The following is a 17,528-nucleotide window of genomic DNA, read 5'->3' on the forward strand; positions in this document are numbered from 1 at the left end:
CACACTACTGTGCAGGGGAGTTACCTCCTGAGGGGTAGGTGATAGACTGCCCAACCTGTTTTTTTTGAACCCGAATGCCCGGAGCCTTTATGGCCGCAGCACTGGCGCTGTTTATCAAGCTTATTCCGCTTTATGTCACCGTTGCCCTTGGTTGGGTGGCCGGCCGTTATCTGGAGGCGAGCGGCAAACATATTGCGGGCATCATGCTCTACATTGTTACGCCTTCTGTGGTTTTCTCCGGCGTGATGGCGGCACCGCTTTCGCCCGAAGTGATCTTTCTGCCGTTTTTGGTGTTCGGATTTGCGTCGGTACTGGCGCTTGCCCATTTAAAACTGGCGCGGCGGGTATTGACTGATGGCAGTGCCGGCATGATTCCCCTGTGTGTTGCCTCGGGGAATACGGGGTACTTTGGTGTGCCGGTCGCGCTGCTGTTGTTCGGGGAAGAAGGGCTGGCGATTTATATTGTGTGCATGCTGGGCGTCACCCTGTTTGAAAGTTCGGTGGGGTATTACCTGGCCGCACGGGGCCGGCATGACCTGAAAGATTCTCTTTTGCGAGTTGCCAAACTGCCTTCGGTATACGCCTTTTTGGCGGCTGTACTGCTTAACCTTTCGGATGTCGGTATTCCTGAGGTGTTCGTGCCGCTGTTCGATAACCTGCGCGGCGCCTACAGCATACTGGGCATGATGATTATTGGCATGAGCATCAGCAGCTTCCGGGGGCTGGCTGGTAATATACGGTTTACTGCCCTGGCATTTTTCGGCAAGTTTGTAGCCTGGCCATTATTGGCAACGGTGTTCTGGTGGCTGGACTCCCAGTTTTTGGGCGTTTACGAACCGGCAGTGCACAAGGCGATATTTCTGATCTCCATTACGCCGATAGCAGCCAACACCGTTGTTATAGCTACCTTGTTGGACACTTCTCCGAGGCAAGCAGCAGGCACGGTTATGCTATCGACGCTTTTTGCGCTGGTGTTTATCCCGGTGATGATTTCGCTGGCGTTCTGAACAGCATCTCCGCCAGGATCGACAGCAGGCCTGCAATGGCACCGGTGAGCGCACCAAGCCAGTGCGCCTGGAGAATCACACGTCCACCGATTAAGGGATTTACCATTTCTTGTGTGTAGAAGGTGTCCTCCAACGCCAGTTTCAACACTACAAACCCCAGCACCAACAGGCTCCACCGCTGCTCTGAGCGCAGGTTAAAGAGCGCTGTAAATACCAATAACCCGTGCAGACACCCCGAAAAGCCCCGATACCAGAGCAGATCCGGCGCCAGCCACACAAGACCAAGGGATATAACAAGCGGCGAGACAAGCAAATAACCAACCCACTCAATCAAAGGTGGGTGGCGCTTGAACAGCAAGCAGATGACCATCAACCCGGAGAGGTTAAGTGCCAGGTGCCCAATACCAAGATGAACCCAGTGGCCGGTTGCCAGCCTCCAGTATTCGGTGCTAGAGAGACCGCTGCGAGACCACTCGAACAATGTTGGCGGCAAACATGCGCTTGCACCCAGCACGAAGGCCAGCACTACAAAGCGCCGCCAGCAGGGGAGCGGCAGAATTCGGGACACAGTTGTCATATACACATAACGTTACGCAACCTTCATAGCAGGTCAATCGAGTATTGGTTAAATTCCTGATGATCCTTTCAAAACCGGGTTTTACCATGTCTATCAAGTTTATACCTATTGTTGCGTCCGCTATTTTTATGGCGTTCTTGCCTGTGATGTCATCGGCCGCCCAGTCTGAAATCGTCCAATCTGTCTGGATTGATGGCCACAGCTATGACGCACAACTGGATAGAAACCTGCGCTTTGGTGCCACTGAAGGTGAGCACTACGAAGGCCGCTTCCCTGAAGACCCGGACAGCTGGGTGCGTATTTCCCGACTGGATAGCGGCTGGGAAGGTTTGGCCTATGCGTTCGGGCGTATGCATACCATTGGCGGCAATGAAAAGCCTGCTACGTTCAGCTTCAGTCAGATTGGTGAACTCCCGCAATGCGGTATGGACCATCTTCATGGCCAGTCACTGATTACGCCTGAAAGCCTGATCGGCCCTGCAATGGCTCAAGCCGTATCTGCCAACTACGATACGCTTTGTGCGGACAAGGTTGATGGTGTCTGCCTGATGCTGGAACTAGAGCTGGCGTTTGATCTGCAGTTTCAGGAGCGCTTTGCCAAGCCGAGCGAGCAGGCCGGGGCCATCATGAATATGGTGGAGGGCTTCTATAAGGATCAGTTCGGAATTGTGTTTGATACCTTGTCACTGACGTTTCTCGATAATGCCCAGGACGATGTGTTCAGCAAAACAACAGTAGCGGAAGATTTGCTCTCGGATGTCAGCGACAAACGCGATGCTGGTGCCCTTGATTTTCTGAAAAGTGACCGGTCCATTTTCCACTTTGTCAGTGGCAGGGACTTCAATGGTGGCACCGCCGGGATGGCTTGGGTTGGCTCGCTCTGCGGTACCGGACGCTATGCAACCGGTGTTACCAATGCATTTGACAGCAACGCCATCACCGCGCTGGTGGTTGCCCACGAAATTGGCCATAACCTCGGTGCAAGGCATGATGGCCAGGATGGAGAAGGCGCGGCGTGCCAGTCCGGCCAGTACATTATGGGCCCGAGCATCAGTGCCAATGCGAACAGTTTTTCACGCTGCTCATACGATTCCGTGACCCGGAAAATCTCCACACTGGGAGCTATTGAACGGTGCTTTAATTTCCCGGCCGATGTGTCACTTTTGGCAGTCGGTGGTAACCCGTCAGAAGTCGCTCAGAAAGCCCCGTTCCAGGCAAACTTCCGGATTGACTATCAGGATGCAGGCATTGAAAAGGCGGACCGCATTGCCGTTGGTGGCGTGATTGGAGAGGGTAATGGTCGCCTGATCGGGGTCAGCCTCGGCAGGACTGCGTGCACTTTAACGGGGTCGACCGACAAGGCTGACGGCTTCAGTTGCCCCGAGGCGGCAGCAAAGACAGGTCTCACGCTAAGCGTTCAAGCCGAAGCCGGTACCAGCACTACATTCGACCTGCTGCAGAGCGTAACGCTGATAAGCGACAGTGGCGAAGTGAAAGACATTCTGCCGCAGAACAATGAACTGGTGACCCGGATTGTGCTTGCCGAAGTTGAGCCCCGTGCGCCTGAAGAGCCAGGCAATGAAGGCACTCAGCCTTCAGCGCCAGATGTGCCAGCGAGTAGCAGTTCGAGATCTGACAGTGGCGGCGGTGGCGCTATCAGCCTGGCCTGGTTGCTGATGGGCGTGATTGCAGTGGCCGCTCGTCGGAGGCGCTTTATATGATGCGGGGGCTGCAAGGGAAAACGCGCTGCCTGTGGGCGCTCCTGCTGAGTTTAGTGCTTGTAGGGTGCGGCACAACTGTGCCCGACGCCCCTGCCGGAAATACAACAAACGGACCAGAAACCCTTGATCAGGCTCAGGCGCTTTGGAGCGACAAAGGCATCGCTGATTATCAGGTTACGATTCAGAAAACCTGCTTCTGCCCGGTGGATCTGCTTCAGCCCATCCGCGTCACCGTTGTCGACGGCGAGATGGTTGATTTAAAAGGTCTTGAGCAGCCTATCCGGGATCAGAGCCAGTTTGATGCCAGCCGGCTGACTATCGCCGGACTATTCGAATTCATCGAACGGTCGGAGCAGCGGGGCGTTCACAAGCTGAACGTAGATTACGACGCCCGTTACGGTTTTCCACTGCGCATCGATTACGACGGGCACGAAATGATTGCCGATGACGAGTACCAGTACGAACTATCGGACTTCCAGGCTAGCGCGCCCCGCTGAAGCTTGTTTCGAATCAGCAATGTCTTGCCGGGCATGGCGCGTTACGCTAACCCCGGCGGTTATCGCCAAAGTACCCATAATGGCGGCCACAACAAGATCCGGCCAGGCGCTGGCGGTGCCAAACACACCCAGCGCGGCGGCCATAACAGCCAGGTTGCTGATGGCATCGTTTCTGCTGCATAGCCATACCGAGCGCATATCAGAATCACCATCCCGGAATTTGAAAAGTATTAATGCAACGCAGAGGTTGGCGACCAAAGCCAGCAGGCCAATAGACCCCATGGTAAAGGGTTCGGGGATGGTTCCTTGTTGCACCACCCAAAGCGCGCGTACCCAGACAACCGTGCCGAACAAGGCCATGGTAATGCCCTTGACCAAAGCCGCGCGACCCCGCCAGAGCATGCCCATGGAAAGAACAGAAAGCGAAAGAATATAGTTGGCGCTATCGCCAAAGAAGTCGATGGCGTCTGCCATCAATGACACAGAACCCGATTGCAGGCTGGCAACACCTTCCACGAAAAACATGGCGAGATTCACCCACAGAGCAATCCAGAGTGCCCGACGAAAGCCGGGGGCTGGGGATTTCAGTTCTGGTCCGGAGCAGCTGCATGCCATAAACACCTCCATTGATAGGCAGGCTTGTATTGAAAGCCCTGTAGTTACTACAGGGTCAACCCCCTTGCGGCAGCTTTTACGGAATCTCAGGTTTTGCCGGGCCTGTGGGTTCCGGGCACATGGTTCTCATGGTCGGCCCGCTCTTTGCGCGGCACGTCCAGTTCGGTGCTACTGAGCCCTCCCATAATTCCGCACTCCTGAACAGTGCCGGCATCCGAGCAGGCTTTTTGAAGTTGCTGCAAGGTTTTCTCAAGGTTAGACAGTTCCTTCAAACGCTCCCGAACATGGCTGAGGTGGCTGGCCAGAAGCGAATCCACTTGTTGGCAATCTGCCTCGGGGTTTTCAGAAAGCCGGATCAGTTCACGAATCTCGTCCTGGGCCATATCAAGATTGCGGCAGCGCTTTATGAACAGGAGGCGGTCCAGATGTGCGGTACGATAAGCACGGTAGCCGCTGGGGTCCCGCTCCGGTTTCGGCAGCAGACCGATTTTTTCGTAGTACCGGATGGTTTCCACGGCAACAGATGAGTGTTTGGATATCTCACCGATCTTCATTGTTTTGGCACTTCCTGATTATTATTGACGTGGTGCGTGACGGGGTGGCTCTGTAATCGTTATGGTAAAAGACAACCCTATCATTTGTGAACTTTCACAGGGAGGCTTACCTTGCTGGAGCGGCTGCAACGCTTGCTTGGATTGCAGACAATACCTGGCGTGTTTTTTACGTCCGCAGGGGTGGCTGCATTGTTTGTTGCGCTTGCCATACCGTTTGACCAGGCCGTTGCGAACACCTTCGGAACCCTGACTGGCTGGGTTGCGCAAAACCTTGGCTGGTTCTACATACTCTCGGTTACCTCGCTTTTACTGTTTCTGCTCGGGCTGGCGGTTAGCCGCTATGGTTCTATTCGCCTGGGCGCTGATGATTCCCGGCCGGACTACTCCAACCTCACCTGGTTCACCATGCTGTTTGCTGCAGGCATAGGCACCATTCTGATGTTCTGGGGCGTGGCCGAGCCGGTTTCCCACTTCGCCAAACCGCCGTTCGAGGGAGTGATTGCTGGCAGTGAGCGCGCAGCCAGCGACGCCATGACCATAGCTCTGTATCACTTCGGCCTGCACACCTGGACCATATTCGCCATGCCCGGCCTGGCGATTGCGTACTTTGCCTACCGGCACAACCTGCCCATGCGTATCAGCAGCTTGTTCTACCCATTGTTGGGCGACCGGATATACGGGCCCCTGGGTTGGACGGTGGATGTGATTGCGGTGCTGGGTACCTTGTTTGGTGTGGCGACGTCTCTTGGGCTTGGCACCTTGCAGCTCAACAGCGGTTTGTCCTACCTGTTTGGCACACCTTCCACAGGATGGGTTCAGGTGCTGCTGATTACAGTGATTACCAGCATCGCCGCCACCTCTGTGGCGCTGGGTCTGGACAAGGGGGTGCGCCGTTTATCCCAGATCAACATTGTGTTGGCTTTGCTGCTTGTTTTGTTTGTGCTGGTGGTGGGGCCTACGGTATTCATTGCGGAGGGTATGGTTCAGAGCATTGGTGACTACTTTGATGCCTTACCCTGGCTCGCGTTCTGGACGCAAACCTTCGCCGAATCCGACTGGCAGCGGCAGTGGACTCTGTTTTATTGGGCCTGGACGATTACCTGGGCACCTTATGTGGGCATTTTTATTGCCCGGATTTCCCGGGGCAGAACCATTCGCGAGTTTGTGGCCGGCGTACTCTTCGCACCAACCATTTTTACCCTGGTGTGGTTCGGGGTGTTTGGCCTCTCTGCCATAAACGTAGAAATGAGCGGTGAGGTGGGATTGTACGAGCAGGTACAACAAGACCCATCTGTGGCCATATTCGCCTTCCTCGAAGCTTTTCCACTGGCGGAACTTGCCTCGTTATTGAGTATCATCATTATCGTTATTTTCTTCACCACCTCATCAGATTCGGCGTCTCTGGTGATTGACATGCTCACGCGTAGAGAGGATCAGCCCTCTTTGGTGCGCCAAAGGATTTTCTGGGCCGCAGCCCAAGGTGTGATTGCCGCAACCCTGCTGTTGGCCGGCGGCCTGGATGCGCTGCAGAATGTAATTACCTCGTTGGGGCTGCCGTTCTGTGTGTTGCTTATTTTTATGGCTGTGTCGCTATTCCGGGCTTTGAGAGCCGATCATCGCGGATATTCCGTGAGTGAACTTGTGCAGGGGCGTGTTTTCCCGGAAGTGGAAGGCACTGCTGTGCGAAAAGAGGAGGGTCAGAATGTACCGTAAAATACTGTTGGCCATTGACTATGAAGACGATGGCGAAGGCAAGCGGGCTCTGGAAGAGGGCGTCAGGTTGATGGGTGAAGACAGTGAGCTGCACCTGGCAACCATATTCAACCCGGGTGGTGCTGGCTTTTTTCCCCATGTAACCACAGATGCTCCGGAAGATCGGGAAAACGAGGTGAGGGAGAGTCTCAGCCTCTTGGCACGCAAGTACCTGCCCATGAAGCACAGCGCCAGCCTGCACGTTGTGGCCGGTACGCCGGGTGAGAAATTGTTGGCGCTGGCGGCAAATATTGGTGCTGACCTGATTGTTCTGGTGTCCAAAGGCGCCAGTAGCCGCTGGCCGATGCGCCGGGCTACGGTTGAATATGTTGCGGTTAACGCATGCTGCGCGGTACTTATCCTTCCGTCTCTGATAAAAGCGCCGGAAGAGGCCGAAGATAAGACCTGAGCCGGTTCACGTCTTATCCGGTTTTTGGTGGCTTAACACCCCGAAGCGTTCGGGCAGCCGGTAACCGCGCGCTCCCATTGAATGGTCACATGCTGGATATTGAAGTCGTGATTCAGCATGTGAGTGGCCTGTTTGATCACCTGATCGTCATCTGCGGAGTCGGGCTTTATCAGGTGCACGGTCAACGCGTTTTCTGTGGTGCTGAGTGCCCAGATATGCAGGTGATGGGCTGATTCCACGCCGGGCAGAGCCTGCAGCTTCTCAAGTACCTCAGCCGGATTGATACTCTTGGGTACGGCGTCTACGGCAAGGCTCAGGGAGTCTTTCAGTAACCGCCAGGTGCCGATAAAAATCACAACAGCAATAACCAGACTGACCACGGGATCAATCCAGCGCACATCGGTGAACAGAATAACCACCCCGGCAATCACCACACCTGCCGACACCAGCGTATCCGCTGCCATGTGCAGGAATGCACCCCGAATGTTCAGGTCGCCTTCCTGGCCCTTGAGAAACAGCAACATGGTCACGCCGTTAATCAGCACGCCGATGCTGGCCACAATAATGATGGTCAGGCCTGCCACTTCGGCGGGCTCGTTGAACCGGCGAATGGCTTCCCAGGCGATGCCACCAACGGCGGCGATCAGAAACAGGGCGTTGAATAGCGCGGCCAGAATGGTGGTTTTCTTGAGGCCATAAGTATTGCGGTCTGTGGCTTTGCGGCTGGCCAGCCAGCTGGCAACCCAGGCCATAACCAGCCCCAGAACGTCACTCAGGTTATGACCTGCATCGGCGAGCAGAGCCAGAGAGCCCGACAGCACACCGTAAACGGCTTCAATGATCACGAACCCGAGGTTGAGAACGACCGCTATGGCAAACGCCCGGTTGTGGGTGTCAAAGTGGTCTGCATGGCTGTGACCGTGACTATGGCTATGATTGTGCATAAGCGGGCTCTGAACCAATGAAGTGGATTTGTGTCAGTAAAAACCCTGTAGCTAATACAGGGTCAAGCCACATTGGAACGGCTTTTGTATATTTGGTCAATATGGCGTTAACTGATCGGCGGCAATCACAGGATTCTGAATAGCCAAAGGATTGTTTATGGATCGCTTGAGTGAACATGTGGCAGCACCCTCGGTACTGATCTTTGACTGGCATGGGACTCTGGTAGACACCCACGATGCCATGTTCAGCGCGATGGAAGACATGCTGCCGCAACTGGAAGAATTGGGGCTGGTGGACCAACTGCTACCGGAAGAGCAGTGCCGCACTGAAGACGATGCCCGGCTGGTGCGCTACATTCGCATATTCCGGCGTTTGCACCCGCGTATTCTGGCTGAGCGGCGCGTATCGAGAACGGATATTTTCAATGCGATTTTTGGCGACAATACAGCGGCCAAACTGATAGCCCACCAGGCCTACAACCAGGCGTACCGGCGCTATTTCGGGCAGGTTCGGCCGTTTCAGCCGGGTGCTTACGAATACCTGTCGGCACTGAAAGCCATGGGCATCCGTTTGGCCGTGGCCACCAACCGAAACCGGGAATTCTTCGATAAGGAGCTGAAAACCGTTGACGAGGGGCGTTGGCAGGATCTGTTTGAGGTGGCAGTGTGTGCTGACGATGTTACGGAATACAAACCTGACCCCCAGGTGATTCACTCCATACTGGAACAAATGAACCTCCCGGCAAACGGGCGTGCCTGGTATGTGGGCGATAGCTACGTGGATATGCTGACTGCACACCGTGCCGGGATTTCCGGCGTTTTTTATAACGGTGCCCAATGGGAGGCGAACCGTATTCGAAGCTGGTTTACCCGCCGGGACGAGCCCGTGGCGGTTCTGGACAGTTTTGAAGAATTGATGGATCTGCTGGCGCTGATTGAGCGGGATGAACCTGAGCAATTCCTGCAACTGCCAGCAGAAGTGCGGCCGGCTCCCTTCCCGCCACCGGAGCGCCCGGAACCCCGCATAGAGCCAGACTGGCACCCCGCAGTGGTCAAGCTTATACGGCCCGAAGTGATCCTTTTTGATTGGCATGCCACTCTAGTGGACACCCTCGATGCCATGTACCACGCAGTGGATGACATGTTCCCGGATTTTCACAAGCTCGGGTTGATGGAGCGCATGGTCGCCCCTGAAGACAGTAAAACACCAGAAGATGCGCGATTGGTGGCCTATGTGCGCGAGTTTGCCAAACTTCACCCCAAGGTAAAGGCCGACCGCAAGATCTCCCGTACGGATATTTTTGAAGTGCTCTTCGGTGACGATCAGGAAGCAAAGCAGATCGCTCACAAGGCGTTCAATCACCATTACCGCAATCACTACGGCACCGTAAAAGCCTTTGAGGCTAAAGTGCGGGCAGTGCTGGAAGGTTTGCGCCGCCTGAACATTCAGGTGGGCGTGATTACCAATCGGGACCGGGAGTTTTTCGAGCACGAACTGGCGGCTGTTGAGGATACCGGCTGGGTGGAGCTGTTTGATGTGGACGTTTGCGGCGATGACACGCCCCTGCGCAAACCCCACCCGGATCAGCTCTTGCTGGCGGTGCAAAAGCTGGATTACCCGCCCGACCCCAGCGTCTGGTACGTGGGTGACAGCACCACCGATGTGATTGCCGCCAAACGTGCGGGCATGACTTCCGTATTTTTCAACGGCGCCCAGTGGGATTTGCCTTGGCTGAACCGCATATTCCCGGGTACCCACAAGCACCCGGACAAGCCGGATGTGGTGGTAAATGATTTCTCGGAGTTCTGGGCGCTGGTTTTGGCGTGCGAAGTTGGGCCGCCTTGATGCCTCGGCTTAAAGCTCTTCAATGTGCTTTAGCAGGTAATCGGCCCGTTTGAGCAGGGCTTCTCGCTTTTCCGGTTTCTGTTTATCCCAATTGCGGTACATCATGCCCATACGCGGATTACCCTCGAAATCCGCCCGGTGCCGATCGATGAAATGCCAATACAGGGAATTGAATGGGCAGGCGTCGGGCTCGGTGCTTTTACTGACCTTGTAGTGGCAATTGGCACAGTGGTCAGACATGCGTTGAATGTACTTGCCGCTGGCGGCGTAGGGTTTTGAGCCAAGGTAGCCACCGTCGGCATGCATCACCATGCCCAGTACGTTGGGCAACTCTACCCAGTCATACGCATCCGCATAGACGGCCAGGTACCAGTCGCAGATTTCATCCGGCGTTATGCCTGCCAGCAGTGCGAAGTTGCCGGTCACCATCAGTCTCTGGATGTGATGGGCGTAGGCGTTGCGCCGGGTTGCATCTATGGCCTTGTGCATGCAGCGCATTTTTGTCTCGCCGGTCCAGTAAAACCAGGGCAGGGCGCGGGTGTTACCAAGGCGGTTTTCCTGCGCGTAGCCGGGCATGTGCAGCCAATAGATTCCCCGAACGAACTCGCGCCAGCCAAGAATCTGGCGGATAAAGCCCTCTACTGCATTGATTGGTGCTTGCCCGGCGTACCAGGCTCTTGCGGCGGCTTCGCATACAGCAAGAGGATCGAGCAGACCGCAGTTGATGTAGGGCGAGAGAATCGAGTGGAATAACCAGTCCTCGGTGTCAGACATGGCATCCTGGTAATCGCCAAAGCAGGGCAGGGCGAACTCGATAAAGTAATTCAGGGCTTCCTGCGCATCCTCTGGCGTGACCGCAAAGTGAAAACCCTCGGTGACTCCAAAGTGGTCGGGGAAGTGCTGCTCCACCAGATCAATTACCTCCCGGGTTATGGCATCCGGCTCTATTCTGAAGGGCGCGGGCGCGGGTGGTTTGCCGGTCCATTTGCGCCGGTTGTCGGCATCGAAGTTCCAGTTGCCGCCTTCCGGTTTGCCGTCTGGATTCATCAACAGCCCGGTCTTGCGGCGCATTTCCCGGTAAAAGAACTCCATGCGTAACTGTTTGCGACCTTCGGCCCAGTCTGCGAACTCGTGTTTGCTGGCAATAAAACGTGTGTCGGCGCGGATCTCCACCGGCACGCCGAGGCGCTCCTGCCACTGGCTGATCTGCTCATGCAAGCGCCATTCGCCGCATTCGGTTGTGATTATCTTGTCCGGGCGCAAATCTTCAAGCAGGGAAGACACAACACCTTCAAGGCTTTGATGTTGGTTGTCCGGATGATAGTGCTGGTAATGAATCTGCCAGCCGTCTTGCTCCAGCCGCTTTGCGAAATGGCGCATGGCACTGAACAGCAGAACCAGTTTCTTCTTGTGGTGATTGGTGTAACTGGCCTCTTCGTGAACCTCTGCCATCACAAGGGTGTCGCAGTTCGGATCAGCCCCTTCAAGGGCGCTGATATCGTTTGCCAGCTGATCACCAAGAATCAGAATGAGGTTGGCCATGAGGTTATGCGCTCCGGTTTTTGGCTTGTTTTCCCTGAAAGTCGCTGGGACTGTTAACCCATAGTAGGTAGCCAGAATACGCACTAGGCACAAGGGTGGTTCAGGTTCCAAGCTGTTAAAATCCAGTCTACGGTCGACCAATAGTCGTCGAAATGACTCGCATCAAGATGCGCTCAGCCTGCCTCGCCTAGAATGCGTCGCTCTCCGGCTGGCACCACACATCACAGGCTTAGAGCTTTTATTATGACTTCCAGACCCGCACCGAAAACTGCTGAATCCACCCTTCCGGAATTCATGTGGGATGATGCGCTGATCAAGCGTTACGATCTCAGTGGTCCGCGCTATACATCGTATCCGACGGCTGTGGAGTTTGATCAGAATTACCCGGTTGAGCAGATGATAGAAGCGGCCGCTCGCAGCAAGGCCAGCAACCGACCGCTGTCGCTGTACACGCACCTGCCATTTTGTGCGCACCTTTGTTACTACTGCGCCTGCAACAAGGTGATTACCAAGAAGCGTGACAAGGCCATGCCCTATGTTGAGCGTGTTCTTAAAGAAGCGGCGATGCAGTCGAAGCTGTTTGGTGCGGATCGCCCGGTAAAGCAGCTGCACTGGGGTGGTGGAACACCCACATTTTTACCCAGGGATGTGATGCAGGAACTGATGGGTGGGTACGCAGAGCTATTCAATCTGCAAAGCGGTGCCGAGCACGATTACAGTGTGGAAATTGACCCGCGTGAGGTGGATCAGGACACCCTGCCAACCCTTTGGGAGCTTGGCTTTAACCGAATCAGTCTCGGGGTTCAGGATGTCAATCCGGAGGTTCAGAAGGCGGTTAATCGCATACAGCCCCGGGAAATGACCGAGGCGGTGTTGAAGGAAGCCCGGCGCCTTGGCTTCGGTTCCATTAACCTGGATCTGATCTACGGTTTGCCTCACCAGACTCCGGAAAGCTTTTCAGAAACCCTGGAAGCGGTGCTCGAAATGTCGCCAGACAGGCTGTCTGTGTTCAGTTACGCGCACCTGCCAGATCGTTTTTATCCGCAAACCCGAATCAAGGGCGATACGCTGCCAACGCCCCAGCAAAAGCTGACTATATTGCACAATACCATCAACCGCCTGCTTGAGGCTGGTTACGAATACATCGGCATGGATCACTTTGCCAAGCCGGACGACAGCCTGGCGGTGGCTCAGCGTGCCGGCCGGTTGCACAGGAACTTCCAGGGTTACACCACCCACTCGGACTGCGATCTGGTTTCTCTGGGGGTGTCGGCCATCGGTCAGACAGACGATGCCTACTTCCAGAACAACCACGATCTGCCTGCCTGGGAAGCGTCTATCGATGCTGGCCAACTGGCGATCACCAAGGGCGTGAACCTGAGCCGTGACGATCGTTTGCGGCGTTGGGTGATTGGGCAACTGATTTGCCAGTTCCGCCTGGATCGCCAACAGTTTGCTGCTGAGTGGCAGGAGGATTTTGACAGTTATTTTGCGGATGAACTTGCCCGCCTGAGGCCGATGATTGTCGATGAGCTCATTGGCGATAATGGTCAGATTTTGCAGGTAGAGCCTGCCGGCCGTCTGTTGATTCGCGCCATCTGCCAGATTTTTGATCTGTACCGCAAAGAGGGCGCGAGCCAGCGGTTTTCCCGCATCATCTGATTTTTTTGATTTGCACCACCCCGGGGCCGTTCTGCGCCCCGGTGAAATTGTTATGACCTCTAAACACTGGACTCTTTCCTGTATATCGAGTAACTTCTAGTGCTTCCTTTCAGATGAAACGCTCTGGATTAAAGGCTTTGCGCTTGTAGTAATTCTTTTGTGACCCTCCTTTCTGGTCTAAAAACAGCCGCCGCCAGATCAATTCAGGGCAGAAGAGGCTGTAATTGCAATGACGACTAAACAAATTTCAAAGCTCTATATTCACTTCCGCTTTCTTTAGCGACCCTCATGCCTTGGCGAATTAGCATCGCCGCTGTTCGCTGACACCCCATGGTGTTCTCGTAATTTCCATTTTCCGCGCTTTGCGGTCTTTCTGAATGCTTGTGCCCCAAGTAATCGAATGCGTGTGTTCGCACACTGTTCAGCTGGCACTGCGGTAGTAAAGAGGTTTTGGTTTGAACGAAAGTGGCTTTGTTCAGTTCTCAATACTGACAATCATGATTTTGCTGGTCAGCTTTTATGGCGGCACCTATCTGCTCACCCTGCTGATTCGCAAAAAAGAAGAAGATACTTCCGGCTTTATGGTTGCGGGCCATAACGTAGGTTTTGGCATGGGCGCTGCCAGTATGACTGCAACATGGATATGGGCAGCATCCTTCTATGCGGCGGCAACCTCGGGCTACACCTATGGTGTGTCCGGGCCGATACATTACGGCTTTTGGGGCGCGTTGATGATTCTGTTCATCTACCCGTTTGGCCGGCGTTTCCGCAAGCTGGCGCCTAATGGCCATACTCTTGGTGAGCTCATTCATGCCCGCCATGGATCGTCCAGCCAATTGATCCTGGCCGGCTCCAACATTCTGGGCAGTATTATCAGCCTGATGGTGAACTTCACCGCTGCGGGCGCTTTGGTATCAGTGCTTTCGCCTCTGTCGTTCCAGACGGGCGTGGTGGTTGCCGGGGTTGGCGTGCTCAGCTACACACTCACATCAGGCTTCCGGGCCTCCGTGTTTACAGACTTTGCACAGCTTGTCGCGTTGATGGCTATTACCGTGGTGATCATTCCCGCCGTACTGTTTGCTGTTGGCGGGCCATCCGCAATGGTCGATGGCATGAAGAACCTGACGAATCAGCAGGCTGACTTCTTTTCTGTCGATGCGATTATGAATCAGGGCGCGCCTTTCTTTGTGGCGGTGCTTGCCTATGCCATTGGTAACCAGACCATCTCCCAGCGCTTGTTTGCGGTGCGGGAAAAGCACATCAAGCGCACCTTTGTTACCGCAACACTTGGCTACGGAGCCATCGTTATCGGCCTTGGCATGATTGGGTTGATGGCATTAACGGTCGGAGTGGAGCCGGTAAACGGCAACATGAACAACCTGATTCCGCAGATGGTGTCCACCTACTTGCCGCCGGTATTCGTTGGACTGTTCTTTGTGTTGGTGATTGGAGCCTTGTCGTCCACCGCCGATTCGGATTTGTCTGCCTTGTCGACCATTGTGATGGCCGATATTTATGGCAAAAACATCGCCGGGGATAATCCCAATCCTAAAACAATGCTGCTGATTGGTCGCTCCACCATGATTGTGGCAACCGTGGCCGGTTTGATTTTCGCCAGCTTTTCACTGGATATTCTGGTGATGCTGGTGTTCGTTGGTGCGCTTTGGGGTGCCATTGTATTCCCGGTCATTATCAGCTGCTACTGGGACAGGGTAACCAACGCGGCATTTACATGGTCGGTTGTTGTCGCCATGGCCCTGTTCTGCATCGCCCGCTTTCAGCTGCTGGAAATGACCGGAGCGACGGTACTCTTCTTTGAAATATTGGCCTCGGTTGGCGGCGCGGTTGTGTTCGGGCTGATGGCGTTTGGCTTCTTTGGCCGCGTGGTGGGCCTGGTTGTCGGGGCTGTCTCCGGCGTGATCTTGCTGATCTATGCAACAGGCTTTCTGCGGGATTACATGGTTCTTACGGCGTCCCTGACAGCCTACGGTGCCAGCGCCATCGTATGCACCGCAATGACATTACGTAATAAAGAGAGATTTGATTTTGACCTGATCAAGCAGCGCGTTGGCAGCTATGACGCGCCTGCTGCTGAAGAAGAAAATGAATCCACAATGATCCCACAAGGAGCACGTTCATGAGTGAACTCGTCTATGGAACTTATATTCTGGTTTGGCCGGCACTGACCCTGGGAGTACTGGCCGTGATTTGCAGTGCGGTTATCAAAGATGCCGTGCATGCCCGCAAGTCTGATCGTAATGTGGTTTGACCTGAGAATCGCGGGAGCTTGAGGGCTCCCGCTTTTGTTTATCTGGCCTTTACCCCCTCAGGCCACTGAAACCTTGAACTCATTGGCCAGATCCTGAAGTTGCCGGGCCAGTCGAGCCTGTTCGCCGGTAACATGGGATATTTCCTGGGAGCCGGTAAGTGTGAGTATGGCTACCTCGCTGACGGCTTCCATGCTACCTGCCAGCTCGCGGGTAACGGCAACCTGCTCTTCTGATGCAGCGGCTATTTGTGTGGCCATACCGGATATGTTGTTAACATCGCTGAGAATGGCGGCAAATGCACGTTCCAGCTCCGAAGATTGCTCGCTGGTTTCATGGGCCAGTTTATGACTGGTAGTAATAGATCTGCTGGCATTTTCGGTGATCACCCTGAAACCGTTCACAATGTCTTCAATCTGTGTAGTAGAATCGTGAGTTTGGCGAGCCAGTGTTCGAACCTCATCTGCCACTACAGCAAATCCCCGCCCGTGCTCGCCTGCTCGGGCAGCCTCAATGGCGGCATTCAAGGCCAGTAAGTTAGTCTGATCTGCGACCTTTCGGATAACATCCACAACCTCCACAATGCTGCTGCTCCTGTTCTCCAGCTCTTCTATAACATCGTTTACATCATTAACAGAGCTGGCCAGCGAACGAATGCGGCTTACACTGCCTTTTAGCACTTCTTCCCCGGTTCGGCTTTGATCCATGACGTTGGTGGCGGCATCTGCTACTTGCTGGGTATTCTGGGAGATTTGCTCAGAGGTGGCAGACATTTCTTCAGTGGCGGCGGCAACCTGCTCAATCTGCTCCTGTTGAGTCTTGGTTTGCATGGCATTCTGATTAGCGGTTGAGCTGGTTTCCTCGGTGGCTGTTGCAAGCTGCACACTGGCCTTGTCGATATGCTGAAGAGCGCTGCCAAATCTGCTGAAAAGTTCGTTAATTGCCCTCCCGATGTTGCCCACTTCATCTTTGCTCGAAATGTGTATTTTCTGAGTCAGGTCCTTGTTGTCCATGGCAAACCGAACACCTTCGAGGAGGCTGTTGACCTGCCGGTTAATCACACTGACCATCAGCAATATCAGAGCAAAAACGATAATAATTGCGGCCGCTGCGATAGCTGATTCCACAACCAGCTGATTTCGGGCATTTGCTGCAGCAGCCTCTGCTGCAGAAAAGGTTCGCTCCAGCAGGGTCTTGCGGAATTCGTTGAGGTTGCCCAGTCGGTCAGTTGTGATATCGAACCACTCTGCAGAATCCAGGGCATACATGCCCGAGGGGCTACTGAACAGCGTGTCCCGTTTCTCTTGCAGGTTGCGGCTCTCTTCGGAAGATGGAAGGTTGTTTAATGCCGTCAGCAGCTCGGGCTCGGATATAAGCATAGCGCCTGCTTCCCGCACAAAAGCTTCCTGATGGCCCTCAAACCCCGCAATTCTCTGAATGGAAGGAAGGTCAAAGTCGCCGCTACTTATGAGTGCTGCACCAGTTGCCCGCTCTTTACCTGCTGCTTCCGCAGCTTCGGCCAAAGCATAGTATGCATTGATGTCGCGGGTGAGCGCCGGGTCAGTTGAGCGGGAAATAATCAGTGGGATCCTGCTAATCAACCCATTAATCAGTTGAGTGTACTGCTGGCCGGCTTCGAGCCCGCTCAGGGAGCCCCTGTCGACCTGATTGCGAAGGCTCGCAAGGCCAGTCAGCCCCTGTGCTACATCCTGAATACTGCTGGTGAGTTCAGCCTCAAAGCTGACTTCCTGCTGGAGGGTCGCAAGCCCTGAGTTGTAGCCAGCTCTGCGCTCGTCTGTTTCTCTGCGCTGGCTTGTCAGTTCCTGCAAAGCGCGCTTGGCGGCATCGCTGTCTGAGCCGGCCGAAAGCACAACGGCAGAGCGCCCACGTTCTTTCTGAAGCGATTCAATCAAAGGGTCGCCGATATCCGCGAGCTGGACCAGGGAGCGTAGTTGACGCATATCGCTCAGTTGCCCGGCATTCAGTGCGATGCTGTCGATCGCAAAATAGATGATTACCAGTAAGGCAGGCACTACTAGCGTGGTGAGCTTACCTCGCATGGACAAGTTGTTGATGATGTTTTTCATCGGGATCACCCTTGTGTGTGAATGGCGCCTATTGTGATCAAGTGTAGT

The 17,528-nt window shown here is 54.7% G+C and carries 15 protein-coding genes; 9 read left to right on the forward strand and 6 right to left on the reverse strand.

Features of this window, described 5'->3' with window-relative positions:
* Positions 1-89: 89 nt before the first annotated feature.
* A complete protein-coding gene (locus FFI61_RS00190) occupies positions 90-1,007 on the forward strand; it encodes an AEC family transporter (protein ID WP_200368859.1) in 918 nt (305 codons plus the stop codon).
* Here the strand turns inward: FFI61_RS00190 and rrtA are convergent.
* Positions 976-1,584, reverse strand: coding sequence for a rhombosortase (gene rrtA, locus FFI61_RS00195; RefSeq protein ID WP_200368860.1), 609 nt, complete (start codon positions 1,582-1,584; stop codon positions 976-978). The genes FFI61_RS00190 and rrtA overlap by 32 nt on opposite strands.
* Before the next feature lie 86 nt (positions 1,585-1,670).
* On the opposite strand from rrtA, the gene FFI61_RS00200 reads away from it, so the two are divergent.
* The gene (locus FFI61_RS00200; RefSeq protein WP_200368861.1) at positions 1,671-3,305 is read left to right on the forward strand and encodes a M12 family metallo-peptidase; all 1,635 of its coding nucleotides are present in this window, start codon (positions 1,671-1,673) and stop codon (positions 3,303-3,305) included.
* Between the two features lie 77 nt (positions 3,306-3,382).
* The gene (locus FFI61_RS00205) at positions 3,383-3,802 is read left to right on the forward strand and encodes a DUF6174 domain-containing protein (RefSeq protein ID WP_200368862.1); all 420 of its coding nucleotides are present in this window, start codon (positions 3,383-3,385) and stop codon (positions 3,800-3,802) included.
* On the opposite strand, the gene FFI61_RS00210 is transcribed toward FFI61_RS00205, so the two are convergent.
* Positions 3,770-4,417 carry a cation transporter gene (locus tag FFI61_RS00210; protein WP_200368863.1) on the reverse strand — a complete coding sequence of 216 codons (648 nt, stop codon included), beginning with the start codon at positions 4,415-4,417 and terminating at the stop codon, positions 3,770-3,772. The two genes, FFI61_RS00205 and FFI61_RS00210, sit on opposite strands and share 33 nt — an antisense overlap.
* A gap of 86 nt (positions 4,418-4,503) precedes the next feature.
* Positions 4,504-4,971: a Cd(II)/Pb(II)-responsive transcriptional regulator gene (gene cadR, locus FFI61_RS00215; RefSeq protein ID WP_200368864.1), complete on the reverse strand. Its 468-nt coding sequence runs from the start codon at positions 4,969-4,971 to the stop codon at positions 4,504-4,506.
* A gap of 111 nt (positions 4,972-5,082) precedes the next feature.
* Here cadR and FFI61_RS00220 point away from each other — a divergent pair, with 111 nt between their 5' ends.
* On the forward strand, positions 5,083-6,684 hold the full coding sequence (locus FFI61_RS00220) for a BCCT family transporter (RefSeq protein WP_200368865.1): 1,602 nt from the start codon (positions 5,083-5,085) through the stop codon (positions 6,682-6,684).
* On the forward strand, positions 6,674-7,132 hold the full coding sequence (locus FFI61_RS00225; RefSeq protein WP_200368866.1) for a universal stress protein: 459 nt from the start codon (positions 6,674-6,676) through the stop codon (positions 7,130-7,132). The genes FFI61_RS00220 and FFI61_RS00225 overlap by 11 nt, the downstream gene beginning before the upstream one ends.
* Positions 7,133-7,164: 32 nt before the next feature.
* Here FFI61_RS00225 and FFI61_RS00230 read toward each other — a convergent pair whose 3' ends face one another.
* On the reverse strand, positions 7,165-8,076 hold the full coding sequence (locus FFI61_RS00230; RefSeq protein ID WP_200368867.1) for a cation diffusion facilitator family transporter: 912 nt from the start codon (positions 8,074-8,076) through the stop codon (positions 7,165-7,167).
* 157 nt (positions 8,077-8,233) lie between these two features.
* Here FFI61_RS00230 and FFI61_RS00235 point away from each other — a divergent pair, with 157 nt between their 5' ends.
* On the forward strand, positions 8,234-9,922 hold the full coding sequence (locus FFI61_RS00235; protein ID WP_200368868.1) for an HAD family hydrolase: 1,689 nt from the start codon (positions 8,234-8,236) through the stop codon (positions 9,920-9,922).
* A gap of 9 nt (positions 9,923-9,931) precedes the next feature.
* Here FFI61_RS00235 and FFI61_RS00240 read toward each other — a convergent pair whose 3' ends face one another.
* Complete coding sequence (locus tag FFI61_RS00240; protein ID WP_200368869.1) at positions 9,932-11,464, reverse strand: cryptochrome/photolyase family protein; 1,533 nt, start codon at positions 11,462-11,464, stop codon at positions 9,932-9,934.
* A 243-nt stretch (positions 11,465-11,707) separates the two neighbouring features.
* Here FFI61_RS00240 and hemN point away from each other — a divergent pair, with 243 nt between their 5' ends.
* From hemN to FFI61_RS17675, 3 genes are all read left to right on the forward strand, one after another.
* Entirely contained in the window at positions 11,708-13,126 is a 1,419-nt protein-coding gene (gene hemN / locus FFI61_RS00245) for an oxygen-independent coproporphyrinogen III oxidase (protein ID WP_200368870.1), read from the forward strand.
* 455 nt (positions 13,127-13,581) lie between these two features.
* Positions 13,582-15,267 carry a sodium:solute symporter family protein gene (locus FFI61_RS00250; protein ID WP_200368871.1) on the forward strand — a complete coding sequence of 562 codons (1,686 nt, stop codon included), beginning with the start codon at positions 13,582-13,584 and terminating at the stop codon, positions 15,265-15,267.
* A complete protein-coding gene (locus tag FFI61_RS17675) occupies positions 15,264-15,395 on the forward strand; it encodes a putative transporter small subunit (RefSeq protein WP_227714523.1) in 132 nt (43 codons plus the stop codon). The genes FFI61_RS00250 and FFI61_RS17675 overlap by 4 nt, the downstream gene beginning before the upstream one ends.
* 57 nt (positions 15,396-15,452) lie before the next feature.
* On the opposite strand, the gene FFI61_RS00255 is transcribed toward FFI61_RS17675, so the two are convergent.
* Positions 15,453-17,480, reverse strand: coding sequence for a methyl-accepting chemotaxis protein (locus FFI61_RS00255; RefSeq protein WP_227714524.1), 2,028 nt, complete (start codon positions 17,478-17,480; stop codon positions 15,453-15,455).
* Between the last annotated feature and the right edge of the window lie 48 nt (positions 17,481-17,528).

Origin of the sequence: Marinobacter sp. DY40_1A1 (assembly GCF_016597815.1) — a bacterium.
Taxonomy (GTDB): domain Bacteria; phylum Pseudomonadota; class Gammaproteobacteria; order Pseudomonadales; family Oleiphilaceae; genus Marinobacter; species Marinobacter xiaoshiensis.

Coding starts and splice junctions, on each gene's coding strand:
- FFI61_RS00210 (WP_200368863.1), bottom strand. CDS start 4,417: ATGGCATGCAGCTGCTCCGGACCAGAACTGAAATCCCCAGCCCCCGGC.
- cadR (WP_200368864.1), bottom strand. CDS start 4,971: ATGAAGATCGGTGAGATATCCAAACACTCATCTGTTGCCGTGGAAACC.
- FFI61_RS00230 (WP_200368867.1), bottom strand. CDS start 8,076: ATGCACAATCATAGCCATAGTCACGGTCACAGCCATGCAGACCACTTT.
- hemN (WP_200368870.1), top strand. CDS start 11,708: ATGACTTCCAGACCCGCACCGAAAACTGCTGAATCCACCCTTCCGGAA.
- FFI61_RS00225 (WP_200368866.1), top strand. CDS start 6,674: ATGTACCGTAAAATACTGTTGGCCATTGACTATGAAGACGATGGCGAA.
- FFI61_RS00235 (WP_200368868.1), top strand. CDS start 8,234: ATGGATCGCTTGAGTGAACATGTGGCAGCACCCTCGGTACTGATCTTT.
- FFI61_RS17675 (WP_227714523.1), top strand. CDS start 15,264: ATGAGTGAACTCGTCTATGGAACTTATATTCTGGTTTGGCCGGCACTG.
- FFI61_RS00200 (WP_200368861.1), top strand. CDS start 1,671: ATGTCTATCAAGTTTATACCTATTGTTGCGTCCGCTATTTTTATGGCG.
- FFI61_RS00240 (WP_200368869.1), bottom strand. CDS start 11,464: ATGGCCAACCTCATTCTGATTCTTGGTGATCAGCTGGCAAACGATATC.
- FFI61_RS00190 (WP_200368859.1), top strand. CDS start 90: ATGGCCGCAGCACTGGCGCTGTTTATCAAGCTTATTCCGCTTTATGTC.
- rrtA (WP_200368860.1), bottom strand. CDS start 1,584: ATGACAACTGTGTCCCGAATTCTGCCGCTCCCCTGCTGGCGGCGCTTT.
- FFI61_RS00255 (WP_227714524.1), bottom strand. CDS start 17,480: ATGAAAAACATCATCAACAACTTGTCCATGCGAGGTAAGCTCACCACG.